Raw genomic sequence first — 20,068 nt, 5'->3', positions numbered from 1 at the left:
GGCACGCGCCCAATGGTCACCCGACGACGAAAGGCACCGCATGACGACGGCTGACGCACCCACCTCCCGGCCCGGAGCGACCTCCGACGGCCCCGCCACCGGCTCGGCCCCCACCCCCGCCCACCACGACGCCGCCCACGACGCCCCGACGGGCCTCGACCCGAAGCGCGTGAACATCGTGCTGGCGATCCTGGTGGTCTCGGCGATGGCGATGATCCTCAACGAGACGATCCTGTCGGTCGCGCTGCCGGCGATCATGTCGGACTTCTCCGTCTCCGCCGACATCGCCCAGTGGCTGACCACCGGATTCATGCTGACCATGGCCATCGTCATCCCGGTGACCGGCTTCATGCTGCAGCGGTTCACCACCAAGGCGATGTTCGTGGTGGCGGTGTCGCTGTTCGCCGCCGGCACGCTCATGGCCGCGCTGGCCCCGGCGTTCGCGGTGCTGCTCGCCGCCCGCGTCGTCCAGGCGTGCGGCACGGCGCTGATCCTGCCGCTGCTGATGACGGTCACCCTGACCTGCGTCGCCCCCGACAAGCGCGGCACGATGATGGGCCTGAACTCCGTGGTCATCTCCGTCGCCCCGGCGCTCGGCCCGACGCTGTCCGGGTTCATCCTCAACGCCCTGTCGTGGCGGTGGCTGTTCTGGGTCATGCTGCCCATCGCCCTGGTGTGCCTGGCGGCCGGCGCCGCGCTGATCGGCAACGTCTCCGAGACCCGCCGCGTGCCTTTCGACGTCGCCTCGGTGATCATCTCCGCCCTCGCCTTCGGCGGCCTGGTCTACGGCCTGTCCACCGTCGGCGCCATCGTCGACGGCACCGGCCGCGATTCCATCATCGCCCTGGTCGCCGGCGCGGTGTTCCTGGCCGCCTTCGTCGTGCGCCAGCGCGAACTGGAGAAGTCCGGCCGCGCGCTGCTGAATCTGCGCCCCTTCGCCGTGCGCAACTTCCGCGTGTCCGTCATCGTCGTCGTCGCGGCGATGGCGATGATGCTCGGCACCGTCATCGTCATCCCCATTTACCTGCAGACCGCCCTGGGCGTCTCCGCCCTGACCACCGGCCTGCTCCTGCTGCCCGGCGGCATCATCCAGGGCATCGCGTCACCGTTCATCGGCCGCGCGTACGACGCCGTGGGACCGCGCCCGCTGGTCATCCCCGGCGCGGCGATCATGGCCGGCGCCCAGTGGTGGCTGACCACCCTGTCGGAGACCACGCCCATCGGCGTCGTCATCGCCATGCACGTGACATTCTGCCTGGGCATGGCGCTGGTCATGACCCCGCTGATGACCGTCGCCCTGGCCTCCCTGCCGCTGCCGCTCTACGGCCACGGCTCCGCGATCATGAACACGCTGCAGCAGCTCGCCGGCGCGGCCGGCACCGCGGTGCTCGTGGCGTCGATGACCATCGGCGCGGCGGCGGCCGCCGGCGCCGGTGCCACCCCCATGGCGGCGACCGCCGCGGGCGCATCGGAAGCGTTCATCGCCGGCGGCATCATCGGCCTCATCGGCCTGATCTTCTCGCCCTTCGTGTCCAAGCTCGACCGCGTTCACGTCGACCTGGACTGATCCCCCGCCCCGCTATTCGGCCAGCGCGCGGATCTCCACGATGTTGGCGCACGCCTCGGCCGCTTCGGCGGCGAGGTTGACGGCCTGGTCGTCGTCGTCGGCCGAGATGATCCAGAAACCGCTGGGGAAGGTGTCGGACGCGAGGTACGGGCCGTCGTTGACGGAGCCGTCGGGCAGCACGGTCTTGGCGGCGTCCGGCGGCACCAACCCGCCGGCGAGGACCCAGTGGCCGCGGTCCTGAAGGGACTGGTTGAACACGCCGACGCGTTCGAACGCGGCGTGCATGTCCTCGTCCGAATCGTAGGGGTTGATGTCACGGCGCCCGTGGACGCTCAGAAGATACTGCATGGCGGATCCTCCATTCCCGGGCCGGCGATCCGCCGCGCCACCGTCACCGGCGGCGCGTGCGAGGCGTTTAGCACGCCGACCTTGTATTCGCCTACGAAATGGTAACACCGGATCGGGGCGGGCGGCAGGGCGCAAAGTACCGTTCACCGTCGTTAACGGCGTGGTTCACGGAAAACCGGCGGCAGTCGGACGGGACACGGGCGTAGGGTCGGGCCATGTCCGATCAGGAGCAGAACACGTCGACGCGGGACGGCGGCGGCCCCATCCGCGTCGCGAAGATCCACGACCTGCGCTCCGGGAAGGTCGACGCGCCCGGCCGGCTGATCCTGGTGGACCGCCTGTGGCCGCGCGGGGTGGCCAAGGACGCGGTCGATCTCGACGATTGGCTGAAGGACGTCGCGCCCTCGACGGAACTTCGCACGTGGTTCGGCCACGATCCCGCCAAATTCGACGAATTCGCCGACCGGTACCGCCACGAACTCGACGCCCGCGCCGCGGAAGCCACCGAGGCCGGAGGCACCGAAGCCGAAACCACAGGTGCCGAAAATACGGACGCGCACACCGCCGAAGCCGACCACGCCGAAATCGACCGACTGCTCCGGGCCGCGGAGTCGGCGACCGTCGCAAAGCCATTGGTCCTGGTCTATGCCGCCAAGGACCGCGAGCACAACCACGCGCTGGTCCTGGCCGACTGGCTGAGCGCGAACATCGGCTGAGCGGCGCCGCACCCGGGCCGGCCGGTCGCAAAAGGCGGCGCGATCGCCGATCATGGGGGAATGAGCACCGACAACACCGACCGTCCCGCCGAGCGCGTCAACCTGGTCCGCGAGGGCAACACCGTCTACCGGGCCCTGATCAAGGTCGCCGGTGAGTCGCGGGAGTACGCCGACGGCAACGGCATCGACCGCGCGCTGGCGGAGCTGATCAACGTCCGCGCCAGCCAGCTCAACGGCTGCGTCGCCTGCCTCAACCAGCATCTTCCCGCCGCCCGCGAGGCCGGCGTCCCCGAGCAGAAGCTCGACCTGCTGCCGGCGTGGCGCGAGTCGGTGCTTTACGACGACCGCGAGCGCTCCGTCCTCGAGCTCGCCGAAGCGATCACCCTGCTGCCCGACCACGCGGAACGGCGGCGCGCGTACGACGCCGCCGCGGAGCACCTGAGCGACGCCGAGATCGCGGCCGCCGAATGGACGGCCATCGCCATCAACGCGTTCAACCGGGTGTCCATCGCCAGTGAGCACCAGGTGCGGGCCAGGGACTGATCGGCGGCACGGCCGGGGCGGGCGGGCCGGACGCGCGGCGCGGGGCGGGCGGCGCGGCGCGGGGGCGAGGCCGCCTACCGCACCCACACCCACAGCATGGTGATGGTGACCACTGCGCCGACCAGGAAGTTCAGCCACAGGAACACCGTCCAACCGCGGTGGGCGTCTTCGCAGCGCTCGTCGGTGATGTTCCAGAAGCGCCCGGCGTTGACCGCGTAGGTGGCCGCGGCGGCCGCCACGATCCACGCGGGGGCCGGCAGCAGGAGCAGCAGGGCCGCGGCGAGCGCGTAGGTCGCCGTCGCCAGCCGCGCCGTCGCCCGCGCGCCCAGCACCGTTGCGATGGAGCTCAGGCCGCCCTCCCGGTCGGCGCGCACGTCCTGCACGGCGCCGAGGGCGTGGCTGGCCAGCCCCCACAGGAAGAACGACGCGATGGCGATCCAGAACCCGCCGGTCAGGGCATCGGGCGCCATGGTGCCGCCGACCAATGCGGGCGCGACGAAGTGCGTCGACGACGTCACCGAATCGAGGAACGGCCGCTCCTTGAACCGCAGCCGCGGCGCGGAGTACGCGACCACCGCGAACAGCGCCACGGTCAGCCACGCGGCCGACGCCCGGGTCCCCGCCGCGTACAGGTAGACCGCGAAGGGCACGACGGTGATCGCCGACGCCCACAGCAGCGCCGAGTGCAGCTCACGCGACAGCACCGCCCCCTCGACGCCGCCCTTGCGTGGATTGCGGATGTCGGATTCGTAGTCGAAGACGTCGTTGATGCCGTACATCGCGATGTTGTACGGGATCAGGAAGAACACCACGCCCAGCCAGAAGACCAGGTCGAAGCCGCCGCCGGCGATCAGGTACGCAGCGCCGAACGGGAACGCGGTGTTCACCCAGCTGATGGGGCGCGACGCCCCCAGCACGCTCAGGATCGTATTCATTCCCGGCCCCTTTCTCCGGCAACCTCGCGGGCATGGCCGGTCCACAGGGCGGGCACCGCGATCGCGGCGACGATGGCGTAGAGCAGGTCCTCCACCGGCATGGCGCCGATGTACAGGCCGCTCATCTGGGCGTCGTCGTAGCCGACCAGGCCGGCGAGGATCATGAAGTTGTCGAAGATCGTCGTCAACAGCAGCAGCACCGCCAGCACGATCGCGGTGACGGCGAGCTGGCGGGGCGCCGACCGGCGTCGCCACGCCCACAGGACGACGGCGGCGAGCAGGAACGGAATGCTGATCAGCAAATACGTCATCGGGTTGTCGCCTCCCCGGTCAGTGCGGCCCCGCCGGGCCCGGCGCGCCCGTCGGACCGCACCTCCCGCGCCGCCAGGATCAACCGGGCCCCCGAGGTGAGGTTCATGGTCAGGTAGGTCAGGAAGAACAGGAAGATCGGCTCCTCCAGCGGCATCTCCGGCGCGAGCTCGATGCCCGTCATGTACGGCGAACCACCCCGGAAGAACACGCCGGTGATGATCCCCAGCGCGTCCCAGGCGAGGTAGGCCACGAGCATGACCGCGCTGACCGCCCACGCCCGGCGGGCATCGTGGAAAAACGTCAGCCGCCAGCGGAAGTCGCACAGCACCATGCAGATCAGCGTGGTCACCAGGATGGCCAGATAGGCCCACGGCGCCGACGGGAAATCAGGAAGCATGCGCACCCCGGCCCATCCGGCCCATCCGGGCCATCCGGGCCGCGGACACGGCCGCCCGGCCGGCGATGACGGCCTTCTTCGGGCCCGGCACGCGGACCCTGGTCACCGCGACGCGCTCGGCCGGCGTCGCGCGCAGGCGCTCCGACAGGTCGGCGAACAGGTTCGTCGCGGCGAGCACGCCGGCGCGCGCCGCCCCGGGCAACAACGGGATGGCCAGGCGGGCGTCGGCGACGTCGTCATCGATGTCGTCGAGAAGCTTGTGCTTGACCGGCTCGGTCAGCGCATGCCCGTCGAGTTCGTCGAAGTACGTGCGGCCGAGCTGCCCGGTGTCCTCCGCGAGATCGCGGAGGAAGTTGATCTTCTGGAACGCCGCGCCGAGGCTGCGGGCACCGGACGTCATGGTCGCGCGATCGGCGGCGGTCACCTCGCGGCCGGCGAGGAAGATCGACAGGCACATCAGGCCAATGACCTCCGCGGAGCCGTAAACGTACTCGTCGAGGGCGTCATGGTCGTAGGTCGACTGCGTCAGATCGCGGCGCATCGAGCGGAAGAACGCGCGGACGTGGTCTTCCTCGATGCCGCAGCGGCGCACCGTGCCGGCGTAGGCGTGCAGCACGGGATCGGGGTGGAACGGCATCGTCGGGGCGAGCAGCACCAGCTCCTCGTAGTGGTCGAGCAATTCCCGGACCTGCGCGTCGGTGCAACCGGCCTCGGCGGCGGTGCCGTCGACGATTTCGTCGGCGATGCGCACCATGGCGTAGAGGTTGCGGATGTCCTGGCGTTCGCGCTTCCCCAGCATCTTCGTGGCCAGGGAAAACGACGTCGAATACGTGCCGATGACCGTCGAGCTCGCCTTGCGGCTCATCCGGTTGTACTTCGGCGTGAACCGGTGCCCGCCGGCCCCTCTGTCGCGTTCAACGACCATGGCGGACCAGGCTCCCTTCGATCGAGTCCGCGACGTCGCGCAGCCCCGACGCCACCTCGTGCGGCAACCCGGCGGCGGCGATGGCGGCCCGCGCCCGGTCAAGATAGTCGGTTCCTTCGGCGATGACCTCCGCGATGACGGCGGCGTCGTCGCCGTCGCGCATGGTCACCAGGGTGCTGCGGCCGCGGGCAATGTCGCCGGCGGCGGCCTTGCCGGTGTCGGCGGTGTCGCCGAAGACGCCCGCCAGGTCGTCGGCGGCCTGGTACGCGCGCCCCAGGTCGCGGCCGATGGGCACCATCGGCTCCTCGTCGCGGCCGGCGACCATGGCGCCGAGCTGCAGCGGCGCCTCGAAGGTGTAGACGCTGGTCTTCATCCAGCTGGCGTCGCGCACGCGCTCGCCGGTGGCCGCCCCGGGCTCGGCGCCGTGGATGATGTCCAGCAGCTCGCCGCCGAGCGTGACGGTCATGGCGTTGCCGAGGATCCGCAGCGACCGGCGCGCCCGATCATCGGGCAGGTCCGAGCCCAGGATCATCTGCTGCACGCCGACCAGCGCCAGATCACCGGCGATGATGGCCATGCTCGTGCCCTCGTGCGCGGCATCGGCCGGCGCGGCCCCGCCGTCGGCGAGCGAATCGCGCACCGCGGCGTGGATGGTCGGGCGGCCGCGGCGCATATCGTCCCGGTCGATGATGTCGTCGTGGATGAGGAATGCCCCGTGCAACAGGTCGACGCAGGCGCCCAGGAGAATCGCCTCGTCGGCCGCGGCGCCCTCGACCGGGCCGGCGGCGATGTGGACGAGCCGGGCGCGCAGGTGCTTGCCGCCGAGCGACACGTCGCCGATGCCCGTAAGCACGTCGGCCATCAGGCCGCCCCGCCCCGACGTCGAGTCGGAGATCTGGCCGTCGAGGACACGGCGCAGCAAGTCGACCGAGGCCGCGGTGCGTTGCCGGACGAGCTCGCCGTTCATCGCGTCATTCCTCATCGCGTCAGTCTTCATCGCGTCATCGCCGCCGGCAGCAGGCCGCGTGCGCCGAGGCGCTGCGGCGGGGTTTCGTCGCGCCAGTTCACGGCGATGGTGTGGGCGCCGCGACGGAATCGACGCAGAACCTGACGGGCGCCGACCAGCGCGCGCGGATCCATGTCGACGACCAGGTCCGGCTGGAACCAGACGGTCTCGCCCGGCCCGACGGCGAAGGACAGGTGCATGTCCTCGTGAACCTCCACGTCGGAAAAGTCCACGCGGTCGCGCACTTTCCGCCACCACGTCCGGCGAATGCAATAGTTGGTCCCGAAGAACGGCTGGTGCCCCAGCGCCGCGCCGACGGAGGCCCGGTACGCGCCGAGGTACAGCGCCGTCGCCACGCTCCCCCACGCCCCGGGCAGCTCGAAGCGGCCGGATCCCGTCACTCCCACCACCTCGCGTTGGTGGTGGCCCGGGCCGGAGTTCGCGTCGGCGGCGTCCCACGCGTCATGGAGCTTTGCGACGAATCCCGGCGCCGGAGCCACGTCGGCGTCCGTGCGGAGCATGACGTCGCAGGTGGAGGCGTCGAAACCGGCCCGCGTGGCCCAGGTGATGCCGCGGCGGGGTTCGTCGACGACGCGTGCCCCGAACTCGGCGGCAACGGCGGTGGAGTCGTCGGTCGACCCGTTGTCCACGACGATGATCTCGTCGGCGGGAACGGTCTGGTCCGCGAAGGCGGCCAGGCAGCGGCGCAGGAGTGCGGCGTCGTTCAAGCAGGGGATCACGACGCCCAGCGTTCGCGGTCGGCTCAAGGGGGTCCTCTCATGGTTCTTTCCCCCTCGACAATAGCCGCCGGCGGACCTTGGGGGTCCGACGTTCATCCGACGCCGACGGCGGTCTCGGCCGATCCTGCCCACTGCCTCGGTTGATCTTTCGCCCCCGGCCGCATTCCCGCCGCCGACATGGGACAACGGTGTTAAATCGATGGCATGGCCATTGACGCGGAAGGGATCGGCGGGCCGCCCCGGCGCCTCGCCCGATTCGCGCCGCCCGCCTTGTCCGGAGCGCGGCGCACGCTGCCCGGTGATGCGCTGGCGGGCCTGACGCTGGCGGCCATCGCGCTGCCCGGCTCGATGGGCACCGCACAGTTGGTCGGTGCCCCGGCCATCGCGGGCCTGATCGCCTTCATCGTCGGTTCGGTGGTCTTCGCCCTGCTCGGCGGCCACCGGACGCTGTCGGTGGGCGCCGACTCCTCCATCGCCCCGCTGCTCGCCGCCGCTGCCGCCGGAGGTGCCATCACCGGCGTCGCCACCACCGGACAGCTCACCGAATCCGGCCACCCCGTCATCCACCCCGAGACCCTGATGCTCACATCGGTGCTGGTCGGGGCGATTCTGCTGGCGGTGGGATTGATGCGCGGCGGCTGGATCACCCAGTTCCTGTCGCGGCCGGTGACCATCGGCCTGCTCGCGGGCATCGGCCTGGGCATCATCGTCGACCAGCTGCCGGTGGCCCTGGGCATCCCCCAGCACGGCGGCAGCGTCATCGGCGGCATCGTGGACATGTTCACCAGCTTCGACGAAATCAACTGGTGGACCGTCGCCGTCGCCGGCATCGTCCTGTTCTTCACCCTCGGCGCCCGGCTCATCGGGCCACGGGTGCCCGGCGCTCTCGTCGGGCTGGCCGCGGCGATGGCTTTCACCGGTGCGGCTGACTTGGACGGCAGGGGCGTCGTCACGCTTCCCTTGCCCGACCTCGCACCGCCCGCCCTCGACTTCGCGTCCGTCACCCCCGCGGCGGCGGTCGCGGTGCTGCCGACGGCCCTGGTCATCGCGGTGCTCATCGTCATCCAGACCGGCGCGACGGAAGCGTCCTTCCCCGGCGAGCGCCGCACCCTCGACCGGGATCTCGGCGCCATCGGCGTCGCATCGGCGGTGGCCGGGCTCGTGGGCGCCTTCGCAGTCAACGCCTCGCCGCCGCGCACCTCGATCGCGGTGACCGCGAAGGGGAAGTCGCAGGTCGTGGGCCTGGTGGCGGGGACCATCGTGCTGATGGTCGGATTCCTGGGATCCCGCCTGCTGCCGTACCTGCCCACCGCCGCGCTGGCCGCGGTGCTGCTGACGGTGGCCGCGAGCCTGATCAAGGTGCGCTCGATGACGCGCATCGCCCGCTTCAGCCGGACCGAGTTCGCGGTGTGCCTGGCCACGGTCGTGGTGGTCGTTTTCGTCGGCGTGGTCCAGGGCGTCATCATCGCGGCGCTGGTCACGCTTCTGGACCGCACCCGCCGCGAGGCCCGCCCGCCGACGTTCCGCAAGGGCCTGATCCCGCGGTCGAACCACTGGGTGCCGGTCGACGCGGGGACGCGGACGGTGCAGGTCCCGGGCGTTTTGGTGTGGTCGGTGGAGGCCCCGCTGTGGTACGCGGACTCCGATTTCGTCGTCGAGCAGCTGGGCGAGGAACTCACCGGCGACGACGGCCCGTACGCGGCGGTCGTCCTCGACGCCGCCGCCATCGCGGACGTCGATTTCACCGGCGCGGGGGCGCTGGAGTCGATCATCGACGCGCTCGATCACGCACAGCTGCCGTTGATCATCGCCCGCGCGAACCGTCCCGTGCAGAAGGCCGTCGACAAGGCCGGGTTGGCGGGCCGGGTGACCATCGAGCCGACCGTCGCCGATGCGGTGAAGCACGCCGCCCGGCTGGTCGGCCTCGGCGACGAACTGCGCGCGGTCCGCGGCAAGCGCAAGGACATCGCCGCGCTCCGGCAGAGGGGATTGGTCGCCGACGAGGTCATCGAGCAGGTCGAGGAGGAGCTCGAGGCCGAAAAGAAGAAGGAGGAGGCCCGGGAGCTGGAGCGGGGCGACCGGGAGGACGACATTCTTCCCTAGCTCCATCCTCGCCCTCCCCTAGAATGTTCCCATGGGAATGCTTCGGATCGGGATCTTCATGATGGCCATCTTCACCGCCGCATGGTCGGCCTGGGCTTGGCCGATTCCGGATCCGCTGGTGCGCGTCCCGGGCATCGCCTTCGGCATCGCCGCCGTCGCGCTCGCGATCCTCGGGCTGTTGCGGGGTCGGGGTGGACGGGCCAGGCGCGGGCCGTCGCAAAGCACGGGAAACGCATCGCTTGACGACGCCCACCGGCCCGACCAGGGGCGGGGAGCCGGGAAGACAACGCTGATCGCGATCCTCGTCGAGGTCGTCGCGATTTTCGCGGTCGTGCGCTGGCTGGGCACCGTGAACCCCGATCTGATCCAGCCGGCGATCGCGCTGATCGTCGGCGCGCACTTCCTGGTGTTCCAGTTCAATCCCGCCGCCCGTGGCGGCGTGCACGTGGTGACGACCGTCTTTGGCGTGACCGTCGGCGCCATCGGCCTGCTGATGATCCACGGCGACCGGCCCCCGGAGCTCGTCCACGCGCTGGTCGGGCTGGGGATGGCGGCGATCACGCTGACCTACGGGGTGCTGTTCGCCCGGGCGATGCGCACGGCAAATGGCACCGGAAAAGGCGCCGACCGGCTCAGTGCTCGCGCAGAGCCTTGATCAGCTCGTCCTTGTTCATGGTGGAACGGCCCTCGACGTCCAGCTCGCGGGCGCGATCCCGCAGTTCGTCGACCGTCCAGTCGTCGTAGGAGCCGGCCTCCCCGCCCTTGCGGCCGACCTTCTCCCGCGACGTGTTCGCGGCGGCGTTGGCGATGCGCGCGGCCTTTTCCTTGCTGGCGCCGTCGTCGCGCAGCGCCTCGTAAACGTCCGGGTCCTTCACCGACGGGCCCGGATCTTCCTTCCCGCCGCCGGAGCCGTTGCCCGACTTACCGCCGGAATTGTTGCCCGACTTGTCGCTTTTCTTGGTTTCGGCCATGCCGCCCACCTCCACATCGTCGTCGGCTCCGGCCGGACGCGGGCGGCGAACGGCCACCCTGCGGCCCACCGGATCATGTGCCCGCGATGATAGCGGGACCGAAATCATCGGCCACCGATTTCCCGAACAGGCATAGAATGACGTTCACCTTTGCGGCGCCCCGCGCCCGACGACGAGAATCGAGGCCCCGATGACAATCGCCGAACACTCCCCGGCCGCGACATCGACCAACGCCGCCGCGCACGCCGGCCCACCGACGCCCCGCGGACCCGCGAGTGCAGCGCTGCTCGACCTGCTCACCGGCCGCGCCGCCCACTCCCCCGAATCTCTCGGCGCCATCGGCGAAGCCGTCGACGCCGCGCTCGCCGGATTCGCGGAAACCGGCCAGACCGGCGCAGGTGACGACGCCGCGCCCGTCACGGGTCCGGCCGTGGACCCGGCCGCGGACCCGGGTGCATTCCTCCACCACGATGACCTGCAGCTGACGCTCTTCCTGCTGTATCTCCTCCACTACGGCCCCGCGCCGTACGTGGCCGGCGACTTCGAGTGGGACCCCGACCTTTTGACCATCCGCGCCCACATCGAGGACGCGTTCGAGCGGGTCCTGCGCACCGTCGTGCAGGTGCCGGAGCCGCCCACCGCCGGGTCCGCCGAACGCACCCCCGGCCGCGCCGTGACGGAGACGTTGTTCGCGATGACGGACGCCGTCGCAAAGCCGAAGCTGGCCATGTGGGCCGGCCGCAAGGCCACCGAGGAGCAGCTGCGGGAACTGCTGGTCCTGCGCTCGATCTACACGCTGCGCGAGGCCGACCCGCATTCGTGGGCGATCCCGCGGCTGCGCGGCCGGGCGAAGGCCGCGCTGGTGGAGATCCAGTCCGACGAGTACGGCAACGGCCGCCCGGGCCGCATGCACGCCGAGATCTTCGCCGGCACCCTGCGCGGCATGGGCCTGTCCGACGCCCCCGACGCCTACGTCGACCGCGTGCCCGCCATCACCCTGGCGTCGCTGAACATGATGAGCTTCTTCGGCCTGCACCGCCGGCTGCGCGGCGCCATCGCGGGGCACCTCGCGGCGTTCGAGATGACGTCGTCGATCCCCAACAAGCACTACGCGCGCGCATTCCGACGCCACGGTCACGACACCGACGTGACCTGGTACTTCGACGAGCACGTGGAAGCCGACGCCGTCCACGAGCAGATCGCGGGCCACGACCTCGCCGGCGGCCTGGCCGACGAGGAGCCGGAGCTGGCCGGCGACATCGTCTTCGGTGCCGCCGCGAGCCTGCACATGGACGACCTCATCGGCGCGCACATGGACGCCGCGTGGTCGGCGGGACGCTCCGCGCTGCGTGACGACGGGGCCGCCGGGCAGCCCGGAACGGCCGCAACGATGAGTGCGGCGCAGAACTCCGAAGATGCCGGGGCCGCCGATGACGCGGAGGCGCCCGATGCACGATGATGGGCTGATGCCGGATCCAGGAACGACGCCCGACGACGAGCTCAACGCAGGCCGCCCAAAGGGGACCGGTGCCCCGGGCGGCCCGGACGCCGCAGGCGGCCCGAATGGCCCGGACGCCGCAGGCCACCCCGATGGCGCCGACCGCTCCGCCGTCGATGCGCGCGCCGTGATCACCGCCTTCCCCAACGGCCCCCTGCTGGTCCGCGGCGATTTCGCCATCGCCGCCGAGCCCGGCGCGGACCCCGAGCGGCCCGAGCGCGCCGTCGTGGCGCTGTGCCGCTGCGGGGCGTCGAGCATCAAGCCGCTCTGCGACGGCACGCACAAGCTCATCGGCTTCACCACCGAGAAATCAGGCGACGTCTCGGGCGGCCGACCACCGCGCACATGACCCGGGCCTCAACGCCCCGCACCGTCCCGGCCGCTGGAACCCGCACAACCCCGAGACAGCGAAAAACCCCGGACTCTTTCGAATCCGGGGCTTTCCCGTGGTGGGCGAAGGGGGACTTGAACCCCCACGTCCCGAAGGACACTGGCACCTGAAGCCAGCGCGTCTGCCATTCCGCCACTCGCCCGTGGCAACGAGGAATACAATAACACCACCAATCCCATACGCACCAAATGCCCAGGCCATAGGCCGAAATTGGGCTGCTCGGCGGTGCTGGATGGCCGCCGTCAAGCGTCCGGAAGCCACCGGAAACGCCGCCGACCCCGGTCCTGCCACGATGAACGACCATTCGATCGGGCACCAGCGCCCCTATACTGGTGCACACACATACGCACGCACACGCGAGCGCCGCAGCCCACGCCGCCACCATGGTCCCGGCCCGCGCCGCCCGCAACCGATTGCCCGCGCCCGCCCCCGGCTGGCCGGGGGAAGGCGAAACGACCCGCAGATGGATTTTCTGGGACGCATCAGGAAGCTCGACAGCTCGCTGCAGCGCGGGCTGGACAACAGCTTCGCGCGCGTTTTCGGCGGCAAGGTCGTGCCCAACGAGCTGGAAGAATGCCTGAAGCAGGAGATCGAGGATTTCCTGATGCAGGACGCGGAGGGGCGCTACCTCGCGCCGAATGATTTCCGCATCGGGGTCAGCCGGAAGGATTTCGAGAACCTGTCGGCCGGCGGCCCGGATCTGCCGGCGGAGCTGGCGGACCGCATGGCGCGGTACTGCCGCAACAACGGGTGGGCAATGTCGGGGTCGGTGTCGGTGCGAGTCCAGCAGGTCGATTCGCTGCATACGGGCCAGTTGAAGACGGCCAGCCAGTTCACCGAGGGCTTCCGCGACGAGTCGGGGTTCTTCGGCGAGGACGGCACGGAGATCACGCCGGCGGTGCGGCCGTCTTCGCTTGACGACGGCCCGTCGACCGGTGCCGAGCCCGCCCAGCCGGAAGCGGCGTCGCCGCAGTTCGGCGGGGGCGCGGCCGGGGGTTCGGGAGGAGCCGGGGCGGGAGCAGCCGGGGCAGCCGGGGCTGGAGCAGGCGCCGCCGCTGGTGCCGCCGCCGGGGCCACTGGTCTCCCGGGCGGGGCGCCGGAGACGGAGTCGAGCTACCGCGCCCCGGCGAGCGACTCCCGTGGCGCCGACGCCGCCCCGGCCTACCGCGACGACGACTTCGGCGCGCCCCGTTCCGGCGATGCGCCGGCCGAGGGGCGCGCCGAGGGACCCGCCGAGGCGTCGTCCGCCGCGCGGCCCGCGGAAGCGCCGCAGGCTCAGGTGCAGGTCCCGCCAGGCCCGTCGTCGCCGGGCGAGCAGGAGCTGACCGTGACGCTGCTGCTGCAGGACGGGTCGAACCGCACGTTCGAGGTCAAGCCGGGGTCGAACATCATCGGCCGCGGCACGATCTCGGATTTCCGCCTGCCGGACACGGGCGTGTCGCGCCAGCACGCGGAGATCACCTGGGACGGCCGCGACGCCGTCCTGGTGGATTTGCACTCGACAAATGGCACGATGGTCAACGATTCGGCCATCGACAATTGGTTGTTGGCGGACGGCGACGTGATTTCCATGGGCCACTCGGTCATGGAGGTCCGGATTCGTTAGCCCAGTTCACGCACCGGGAGGGTAACCGCCCCGCCGGCCGGGAAACCGGCGCCCCACCAGGCGCCGCGAAGAGGAGGTATCTACGTGGAGGCGATCGTCTTCCTGTTGTCCCGCATCGCCGTTCTGGTCGTGCTGTGGTTCTTCATCTGGATGACCCTGCGCGCGCTGCGCGCCGATGCGAATGCCGCGTCGGGTCTGCGCCCGGTGCGTGCCGTGGCCGCGCCGGCGTTGCGGGGCCGGCCGTTCCAGCGTTCGCAGACGCCGCAGCAGCTGCTGGTCACCGCGGGTCCGCTGGCCGGTTCGCGCATGAACCTGGCCAATCAGAGGGAGATCACCATCGGCCGCGCCGATGATTCCGCCTTCGTGCTCAACGACGACTACGCCTCCTCGCATCACGCCCGCCTGATCCCCCGCGACGGTGACTGGTACCTGGAGGATCTGGACTCCCGCAACGGCACGTTCTTGAACGGCCAGCGCGTGGAACAGCCCGAAAAGCTCCAGCCCGGCATGGAGATCCGCATCGGCCGAACGACTTTGAGGTTGCAGCCGTGAATTATTCGCTCGATTACATCGCCATTTCGGACCGCGGCCTGGTCCGGCAGAACAACGAGGACTCCGCGTACGCGGGCCCCCGCCTGCTGGCCCTGGCCGACGGCATGGGCGGCCATGCGGCCGGCGAGGTCGCCTCGCAGCTGATGATCGCCAGGGTCTCCAAGCTCGACGACGACCAGCCGGGGGCGGATCTGCTCGATGCGCTGGCCATCGCGTGCGCGGAGGGCAATTCCTCCATCGCGGAGGAGATCGAGGCCAATCCCGTCACGGAGGGCATGGGCACCACGCTCACGGCCCTGCTTTTCGACGGCGAGCGCGTCGGCCTGTGCCACGTGGGAGATTCGCGCGGCTACCTGCTGCGCGACGGTGAGCTGACGCAGATCACCCGCGACGACACGTACGTGCAGTCGCTGGTCGACGAGGGGTCGCTGACGGCCGAGGAGGCGTCGGTGCATCCGCAGCGGTCGCTGATCCTCAAGGCCCTGACCGGCCGCCCGGTGGAGCCGACGCTGAAGTACCGCGAGGTCCGCAAGGGCGACCGGTACCTGCTGTGCTCCGACGGCCTGTCCGACCCCGTGTCCCGCGAGACGATCGCGGAGGCGCTGGCGGAGGGCACTCCGGCGGAGTCCGCCAATCGGCTGGTGGAGCTGGCGCTGCGGTCGGGCGGCCCCGACAACATCACCATCATCATCGCCGACGTCGTCGACGCCTCGGTCGACACCCCGATCCAGCCGGCGCTGGCCGGCGCCCTGGGCGCCATCGATTCGGAGGCGCCCCGCCCGAACACGTCCGCCGGCCGCGCCGCCGCGATGCGGCCCCCGGCCGAGCAGGAGCGGGCGGTGACGACCGAGCCGGCCGCCGACGCCCCCAAGCAGCGCGGCCGCTGGCTGGTGGCCACGTTCGTCGTCCTGGCGCTGGTCGCCATCGCGGCCGTGGCCACGTGGGGCTGGCGGAAGAACGACTCGATGTACCACCTGGCCGTCGAAGATGGCGTCGTGCAGGTGATGCACGGCGTCTCCGGCAGCCTGCTGGGCATGTCGCTGCATTCGCATCACCAGTACGTGTGCCTGTCGGACTCCAACGAGGTCAAGCTGCCCGATCCCGCGACGGACCGGGAGGCCCTGGACTGCCATCTGCTGGCGCCGGAGGATCTCGCGCCGGCGGCGAGGGCCCAGCTCGACGGGCTGCCCGCCGACTCCTACGACGAGATCCGCGGCCAGATCGGCCGGTTGGCCGATCAGGCCCTGCCCGTGTGCCTGACCGTCGAGGCCCGGCCCGGCGAGGGCGACGCCCCCGCAGACGAGCCCGCCGAAGGGTCGTCCGAGGCCCCGACGGCCGCAACGTCCGAAGCCGCGGACGGCGGCACCGGTTCCGAACCGGGCGTCAACTGCCGGGAGGTCCGCCGATGACGGCCCCCCGCACCGACGCCACCGCCCGCCCCGGGCGTTCCCGGGAACTGCTGATGCTGCTGTTGGCGGGCACGGTCACGCTGCTGGCGCTGATTTCCGCCGAGCTCGGCCAGGGCAACACGGCGACCATCGAGATGCTCTGGATCCTCGGCGGCTTCATCCTCGTCTTCGGCGTCGCCCACGCCATCCTGCGCTTCCTGGCGCCCTGGTCCGACCAGGTGCTGCTGCCCGTCGTCGCCGCACTCAACGGCCTGGGCCTGGTGATGATCCACCGTCTCGACATGGCCAACGGCACGTCGCTGGTGCGCAGCCAGGTCATGTGGACCGTCCTGGGCGTCGCCATGTTCGTCGCCGTGATGGTGCTGCTGCGCGACCACAGGTCCCTGTCGCGGTACTCCTACATCCTCGGGCTGGTGGGCCTGCTGCTGCTGGCCCTGCCGCTGGTGTGGCCGTCGTCGATCAACTCCGACGCCCGCATCTGGATCTCCATCGGCCCGTTTTCCGTGCAGCCCGGCGAGTTCGCCAAGGTGCTGCTGCTGATCTTCTTCGCGCAGCTGCTGGTGAACAAGCGCTCGCTGTTCAACGTCGCCGGCAAGCGCGTCCTCGGCATCGATTTCCCGCGCCTGCGCGACCTCGGCCCGATCCTGGTGGTCTGGGGCATCGCCCTGGTCATCATGGCGCTGCAGAATGACTTCGGCCCCGCGCTGCTTCTCTTCGGCACCGTGCTGGGCATGCTCTACATCGCCACGGCGCGCGGGTCGTGGCTGCTGATCGGCCTGATCCTGGTCGCCGTCGGCGGCTTCGGCGTCTACCAGGTGTCGGCCAAGATCCAGGACCGCGTCAGCCACTTCGTCGACCCCCTGGCCAACTACGACTCCGGCGGCTATCAGCTGTCGCAGGCCCTGTTCGGCATGAGCTGGGGCGGCGTCACGGGCACCGGCTTGGGCAACGGCTACCCGCAGAACGTGCCGGTGGCCCACTCCGATTTCATCCTCGCCGCCTTCGGCGAGGAGCTCGGCTTCGTCGGCCTGGCGGCCATCATCCTGCTGTTCGCGATCCTCATCGCCCGCGGCATGAACGCCGCGATGCAGGTCCGCGATTCCTTCGGCAAGCTGTTGGCCTCCGGCCTGGCCCTGACCATCGCGATCCAGGTCTTCGTCGTCGTCGCCGGCATCTCCAAGCTGATGCCGCTGACCGGCCTGACCACCCCGTTCATGTCCGCCGGCGGCTCGTCGCTGCTGGCCAACTACATCCTGCTGGCCATCCTGCTGCGGATCTCCGATTCGGCCAGGCGCCCCTGGGGCACGACCGCCCCGGCGCAGGAACCCGCCGAGGAGGTGGCCGCACGATGAACAAGTCCATCCGCCAGGTCATGCTCTTCACGGTGGTGCTCATCGTGCTGTTGCTGGCCAACCTCACGTGGGTGCAGGCGTTCCGCACGGAGCAGTACGCCGAGAACCCCCTCAACTCCCGCCAGTTCCTCGAGGAAAAGTCCCGCCACCGCGGCCAGATCAGCGCCGGCGGCGAGATCCTCGCCCGTTCCCAGCTCGGCGACGACGGCTATTACAGCCGCGTCTACGAGGCCAACCCGGAGGCCTACGCCCCCGTGGAGGGATACCTGTCGGACATCTACGGTTCCAGCGGCATCGAGCGTTCGCAGAACGACATCCTCAACGGTTCCGACCCGTCGCTGTTCGCCTCGCGGGCGATCGACACCATCACCGGCAAGGAGCGCTCGGGCGCCAACGTCGAGCTGACGCTGCTGCCCGAGGTCCAGGAAACCGCCCATGGCGCGCTGGCCGACAACGGCTACGTCGGTTCCGTCGTGGCCCTGCGCCCGTCGACGGGCGAGATCCTGGCCATGGCGTCGACCCCCTCCTTCGACCCCAACGACATCGTGGCCAACGACGCCGACGAGTGGGCGCGGCTCAACGCCGACGAGGACGCCCCGCTGCTCAACCACGCGACCCAGCGGCCGCTGCCGCCGGGCTCGACGTTCAAGGTGCTCACCACCATCGCGGCCGTCGAAAACGGGGCGGGCCCGGACACGACGGTGACCGGCGCGTCCGAGATCACGCTGCCCGGCACCAACACGACGCTGGAGAACTACGGCGGCCAGTCCTGCGGCGGCACGACCACCCTGCGGACGGCGTTCGCGCGGTCGTGCAACACGGCCTTCGCCGAGCTCGCGGTCGACACCGGCGCGGATCCGCTGCGCGACGTCGCCGAGCGCATGGGCGTCGGCTCCGACTTCGATGAGCTGGGCGTGCCCCAGGAGAAGTCGACCATCGGCGAGATCCCCGACGATGCGTCGCTGGCGCAGACGGCAATCGGCCAGCGCGACGTGTCCTTCACTCCGCTGCAGAACGCCATCATCGCCGCGACGATCGCCAACGGCGGCGTCCGCATGGAACCGCACCTGGTCAAGTCCGTCCAGGGGCAGGACCTGTCGACGCTCAAGACCACCGAACCCGATCAGGTCAACGAGGCCATCCACCCCGACACCGCGGCGATCCTCACCGATCTGATGCGCGGGTCGGAGAACAACTCTGGCGGCAACGGTTCGGCGATCGCGTCGAAGACCGGTACCGCGGAGCACGGGTCCGAGCGCGGCGCGCTCGCCCCGCACGTCTGGTACATCGCGTTCGCCCCGGATTCCGACGTCGCGGTCGCCGTGGTCGTCGAATCCGGCGGCGGGCAGGGCCAGGGCGCGACCGGCGCTTCCGTCGCGGCGCCCATCGGCCGCGAGGTCATCGCCGCCGTCGAAAGGACGGTGCGCTGATCATGGCCGCCAACAACGATCCCGGATCCCCCGACGTCGAGCTCGACAACGTCCAGGCCACCCTTGGCACGTCCCGGTACCGGGTGCGCAGCCTCCTGGGCCGCGGCGGAATGTCGTCCGTCTGGCTCGCCGACGACCTCGCGGCGGGCGACCGCCCCGTCGCGGTGAAGATCCTCAACCGGGAACTCGGCGACGACGCCGAGTTCCGCCAGCGGTTCCGCAACGAGGCCTCCGCCGCGCGCAGCGTCGACAGCCCGAACGTCGTGGCCATCCATTCGCACGAGGAGCCCGGCCCCGGCGCCGCCGGCCCGTGCTACATCGTCATGGAGTACATCCGGGGCGAGTCGCTTGCCGACGTCCTGCGCCGCCGCCGCACGCTGCCCGAGCATCTCGCGCTCGACGTCGTGGAGCAGACCGCCCACGGCCTGTCGGCCATCCACGCGGCGGATCTCATCCACCGCGACATCAAGCCCGGCAATCTGCTGGTCACTCCCGAAGGCACGGTGAAGATCACCGACTTCGGCATCGCCAAGGCCGCCGAGGCGGTCCCGCTGACCCGCACCGGCATGGTGGTGGGCACCGCCCAGTACGTGTCGCCGGAGCAGGCGCAGGGCAAGCAGGTGACGCCGTCGACCGACGTGTATTCGCTGGGCTGCGTCGCCTACGAGATGGTGGCCGGCCGCCGACCCTTCGCCGGGGACACCACCGTCGCGGTGGCGGTCGCCCACATCAACGAACCGCCCCCGGCGCTGCCGCAGACCGTGCACCCGCACATTCGCGAACTCATCGGCATCATGCTGCGCAAGGACCCCGCGCGCCGCTACGCCGACGGCCGCGAGCTGGCGAAGGCGGTGCTGCAGGTCCGCCAGGGCCACCGGCCGCCGCAGCCGGCGGGCGTGCAGCCGCAGGTCCACCGCCAGTCGGATGCGGCCCATCCCGCGACCAGCGAACTGGGCGCGCTCACCGAGCCGGGCCTGCGCCGGCCGACGGAAATGCGCACCGGGCAGTTCGCCGGGGCGCCGGGGCACACCGCGGCCCGGCCCGCCCAACGTGGCCCGGCGGCCGCCGCCCCGGCCGCGGCGCCGCGGCGCAAACCGGCCCGGAAGAAGAGCAACGCCGGCCTGTGGCTGACGCTGATCCTGCTGTTGGCCGTCCTGGCCGGCGCGATCTGGATCCTGCTCGGGGCCATGTCCGAACGCGGCACCGGCACGCCGGGGTCGAGTTCCGAAACGACGACCACCGAGCAGTCTTGGACCGAACCGACCGG

At 70.8% G+C, this 20,068-nt stretch carries 21 protein-coding genes and 1 tRNA gene; 13 read left to right on the top strand and 9 right to left on the bottom strand.

Features of this window, described 5'->3' with window-relative positions; genetic code table 11:
* The first annotated feature begins 40 nt into the window (after nt 1-40).
* Entirely contained in the window at nt 41-1,567 is a 1,527-nt protein-coding gene (locus CX1_RS11135) for an MDR family MFS transporter (protein ID WP_082719329.1), read from the top strand.
* 12 nt (nt 1,568-1,579) lie between these two features.
* Here the strand turns inward: CX1_RS11135 and CX1_RS11130 are convergent, their stop codons facing one another.
* On the bottom strand, nt 1,580-1,915 hold the full coding sequence (locus tag CX1_RS11130) for a YciI family protein (RefSeq protein ID WP_046651353.1): 336 nt from the start codon (nt 1,913-1,915) through the stop codon (nt 1,580-1,582).
* 215 nt (nt 1,916-2,130) lie between these two features.
* Between CX1_RS11130 and CX1_RS11125 the strand changes: the two genes are divergently transcribed.
* Together CX1_RS11125 and CX1_RS11120 are read left to right on the top strand one after the other, a co-directional pair.
* Nucleotides 2,131-2,631 (top strand): DUF488 domain-containing protein, encoded by a 501-nt coding sequence (locus CX1_RS11125; protein WP_046651352.1) that lies wholly within the window; start codon nt 2,131-2,133, stop codon nt 2,629-2,631.
* A 60-nt stretch (nt 2,632-2,691) separates the two neighbouring features.
* Nucleotides 2,692-3,174, top strand: a complete 483-nt coding sequence (locus tag CX1_RS11120; protein WP_046651351.1) for a carboxymuconolactone decarboxylase family protein — start codon at nt 2,692-2,694, stop codon at nt 3,172-3,174.
* A 74-nt stretch (nt 3,175-3,248) separates the two neighbouring features.
* Here the strand turns inward: CX1_RS11120 and CX1_RS11115 are convergent, their stop codons facing one another.
* From CX1_RS11115 to CX1_RS11090, 6 genes are read right to left on the bottom strand one after another with little or no spacing between them, the layout of a single operon-like run.
* Nucleotides 3,249-4,109, bottom strand: coding sequence for a prenyltransferase (locus CX1_RS11115; protein WP_046651350.1), 861 nt, complete (start codon nt 4,107-4,109; stop codon nt 3,249-3,251).
* On the bottom strand, nt 4,106-4,420 hold the full coding sequence (locus CX1_RS11110) for a lycopene cyclase domain-containing protein (RefSeq protein WP_046651349.1): 315 nt from the start codon (nt 4,418-4,420) through the stop codon (nt 4,106-4,108). The genes CX1_RS11115 and CX1_RS11110 overlap by 4 nt, the downstream gene beginning before the upstream one ends.
* Nucleotides 4,417-4,818, bottom strand: coding sequence for a lycopene cyclase domain-containing protein (locus tag CX1_RS11105; protein WP_046651365.1), 402 nt, complete (start codon nt 4,816-4,818; stop codon nt 4,417-4,419). Before CX1_RS11105 ends, CX1_RS11110 begins: the two co-directional genes overlap by 4 nt.
* Entirely contained in the window at nt 4,808-5,743 is a 936-nt protein-coding gene (locus CX1_RS11100) for a phytoene/squalene synthase family protein (protein WP_046651364.1), read from the bottom strand. The genes CX1_RS11105 and CX1_RS11100 overlap by 11 nt, the downstream gene beginning before the upstream one ends.
* A complete protein-coding gene (locus tag CX1_RS11095) occupies nt 5,733-6,725 on the bottom strand; it encodes a polyprenyl synthetase family protein (RefSeq protein WP_169793219.1) in 993 nt (330 codons plus the stop codon). Before CX1_RS11095 ends, CX1_RS11100 begins: the two co-directional genes overlap by 11 nt.
* Before the next feature lie 11 nt (nt 6,726-6,736).
* A complete protein-coding gene (locus CX1_RS11090; protein WP_046651348.1) occupies nt 6,737-7,516 on the bottom strand; it encodes a glycosyltransferase family 2 protein in 780 nt (259 codons plus the stop codon).
* A 177-nt stretch (nt 7,517-7,693) separates the two neighbouring features.
* Between CX1_RS11090 and CX1_RS11085 the strand changes: the two genes are divergently transcribed.
* Complete coding sequence (locus tag CX1_RS11085) at nt 7,694-9,592, top strand: SulP family inorganic anion transporter (RefSeq protein ID WP_060925682.1); 1,899 nt, start codon at nt 7,694-7,696, stop codon at nt 9,590-9,592.
* Nucleotides 9,593-9,650: 58 nt separating this feature from the next.
* The gene (locus tag CX1_RS11080; protein ID WP_146780733.1) at nt 9,651-10,247 is read left to right on the top strand and encodes a hypothetical protein; all 597 of its coding nucleotides are present in this window, start codon (nt 9,651-9,653) and stop codon (nt 10,245-10,247) included.
* On the opposite strand, the gene CX1_RS11075 is transcribed toward CX1_RS11080, so the two are convergent.
* Entirely contained in the window at nt 10,225-10,563 is a 339-nt protein-coding gene (locus tag CX1_RS11075) for a DUF7218 family protein (RefSeq protein ID WP_082719337.1), read from the bottom strand. The two genes, CX1_RS11080 and CX1_RS11075, sit on opposite strands and share 23 nt — an antisense overlap.
* Before the next feature lie 190 nt (nt 10,564-10,753).
* Between CX1_RS11075 and CX1_RS11070 the strand changes: the two genes are divergently transcribed.
* Nucleotides 10,754-12,022, top strand: coding sequence for an iron-containing redox enzyme family protein (locus CX1_RS11070; protein WP_046651344.1), 1,269 nt, complete (start codon nt 10,754-10,756; stop codon nt 12,020-12,022).
* A gap of 7 nt (nt 12,023-12,029) precedes the next feature.
* Complete coding sequence (locus CX1_RS12890; RefSeq protein WP_082719336.1) at nt 12,030-12,410, top strand: CDGSH iron-sulfur domain-containing protein; 381 nt, start codon at nt 12,030-12,032, stop codon at nt 12,408-12,410.
* A 98-nt stretch (nt 12,411-12,508) separates the two neighbouring features.
* Here the strand turns inward: CX1_RS12890 and CX1_RS11060 are convergent.
* Nucleotides 12,509-12,594 (bottom strand) — tRNA-Leu (locus CX1_RS11060).
* A 321-nt stretch (nt 12,595-12,915) separates the two neighbouring features.
* Between CX1_RS11060 and CX1_RS11055 the strand changes: the two genes are divergently transcribed.
* From CX1_RS11055 to CX1_RS11030, 6 genes are all read left to right on the top strand, one after another.
* Nucleotides 12,916-14,058 (top strand): FHA domain-containing protein, encoded by a 1,143-nt coding sequence (locus tag CX1_RS11055; RefSeq protein WP_046651342.1) that lies wholly within the window; start codon nt 12,916-12,918, stop codon nt 14,056-14,058.
* 84 nt (nt 14,059-14,142) lie between these two features.
* Nucleotides 14,143-14,610, top strand: a complete 468-nt coding sequence (locus CX1_RS11050; RefSeq protein WP_046651341.1) for an FHA domain-containing protein FhaB/FipA — start codon at nt 14,143-14,145, stop codon at nt 14,608-14,610.
* On the top strand, nt 14,607-16,019 hold the full coding sequence (locus CX1_RS11045) for a PP2C family protein-serine/threonine phosphatase (RefSeq protein ID WP_060925681.1): 1,413 nt from the start codon (nt 14,607-14,609) through the stop codon (nt 16,017-16,019). Before CX1_RS11050 ends, CX1_RS11045 begins: the two co-directional genes overlap by 4 nt.
* Complete coding sequence (locus CX1_RS11040; protein ID WP_174520170.1) at nt 16,016-17,371, top strand: FtsW/RodA/SpoVE family cell cycle protein; 1,356 nt, start codon at nt 16,016-16,018, stop codon at nt 17,369-17,371. Before CX1_RS11045 ends, CX1_RS11040 begins: the two co-directional genes overlap by 4 nt.
* Entirely contained in the window at nt 17,368-18,801 is a 1,434-nt protein-coding gene (locus CX1_RS11035; protein WP_046651340.1) for a penicillin-binding transpeptidase domain-containing protein, read from the top strand. Before CX1_RS11040 ends, CX1_RS11035 begins: the two co-directional genes overlap by 4 nt.
* 2 nt (nt 18,802-18,803) lie before the next feature.
* Nucleotides 18,804-20,068 (top strand): serine/threonine-protein kinase (locus tag CX1_RS11030; RefSeq protein WP_060925680.1); only part of this gene is annotated, 1,265 nt, incomplete at its 3' end.

Source organism: Corynebacterium xerosis NBRC 16721 = ATCC 373, assembly GCF_001552415.1.
Classification (GTDB): Bacteria; Actinomycetota; Actinomycetes; order Mycobacteriales; family Mycobacteriaceae; genus Corynebacterium; species Corynebacterium xerosis.
The sequence above is the reverse complement of the archived record's forward strand: the minus strand, read 5'-3'. Positions and strand labels throughout refer to the sequence as shown.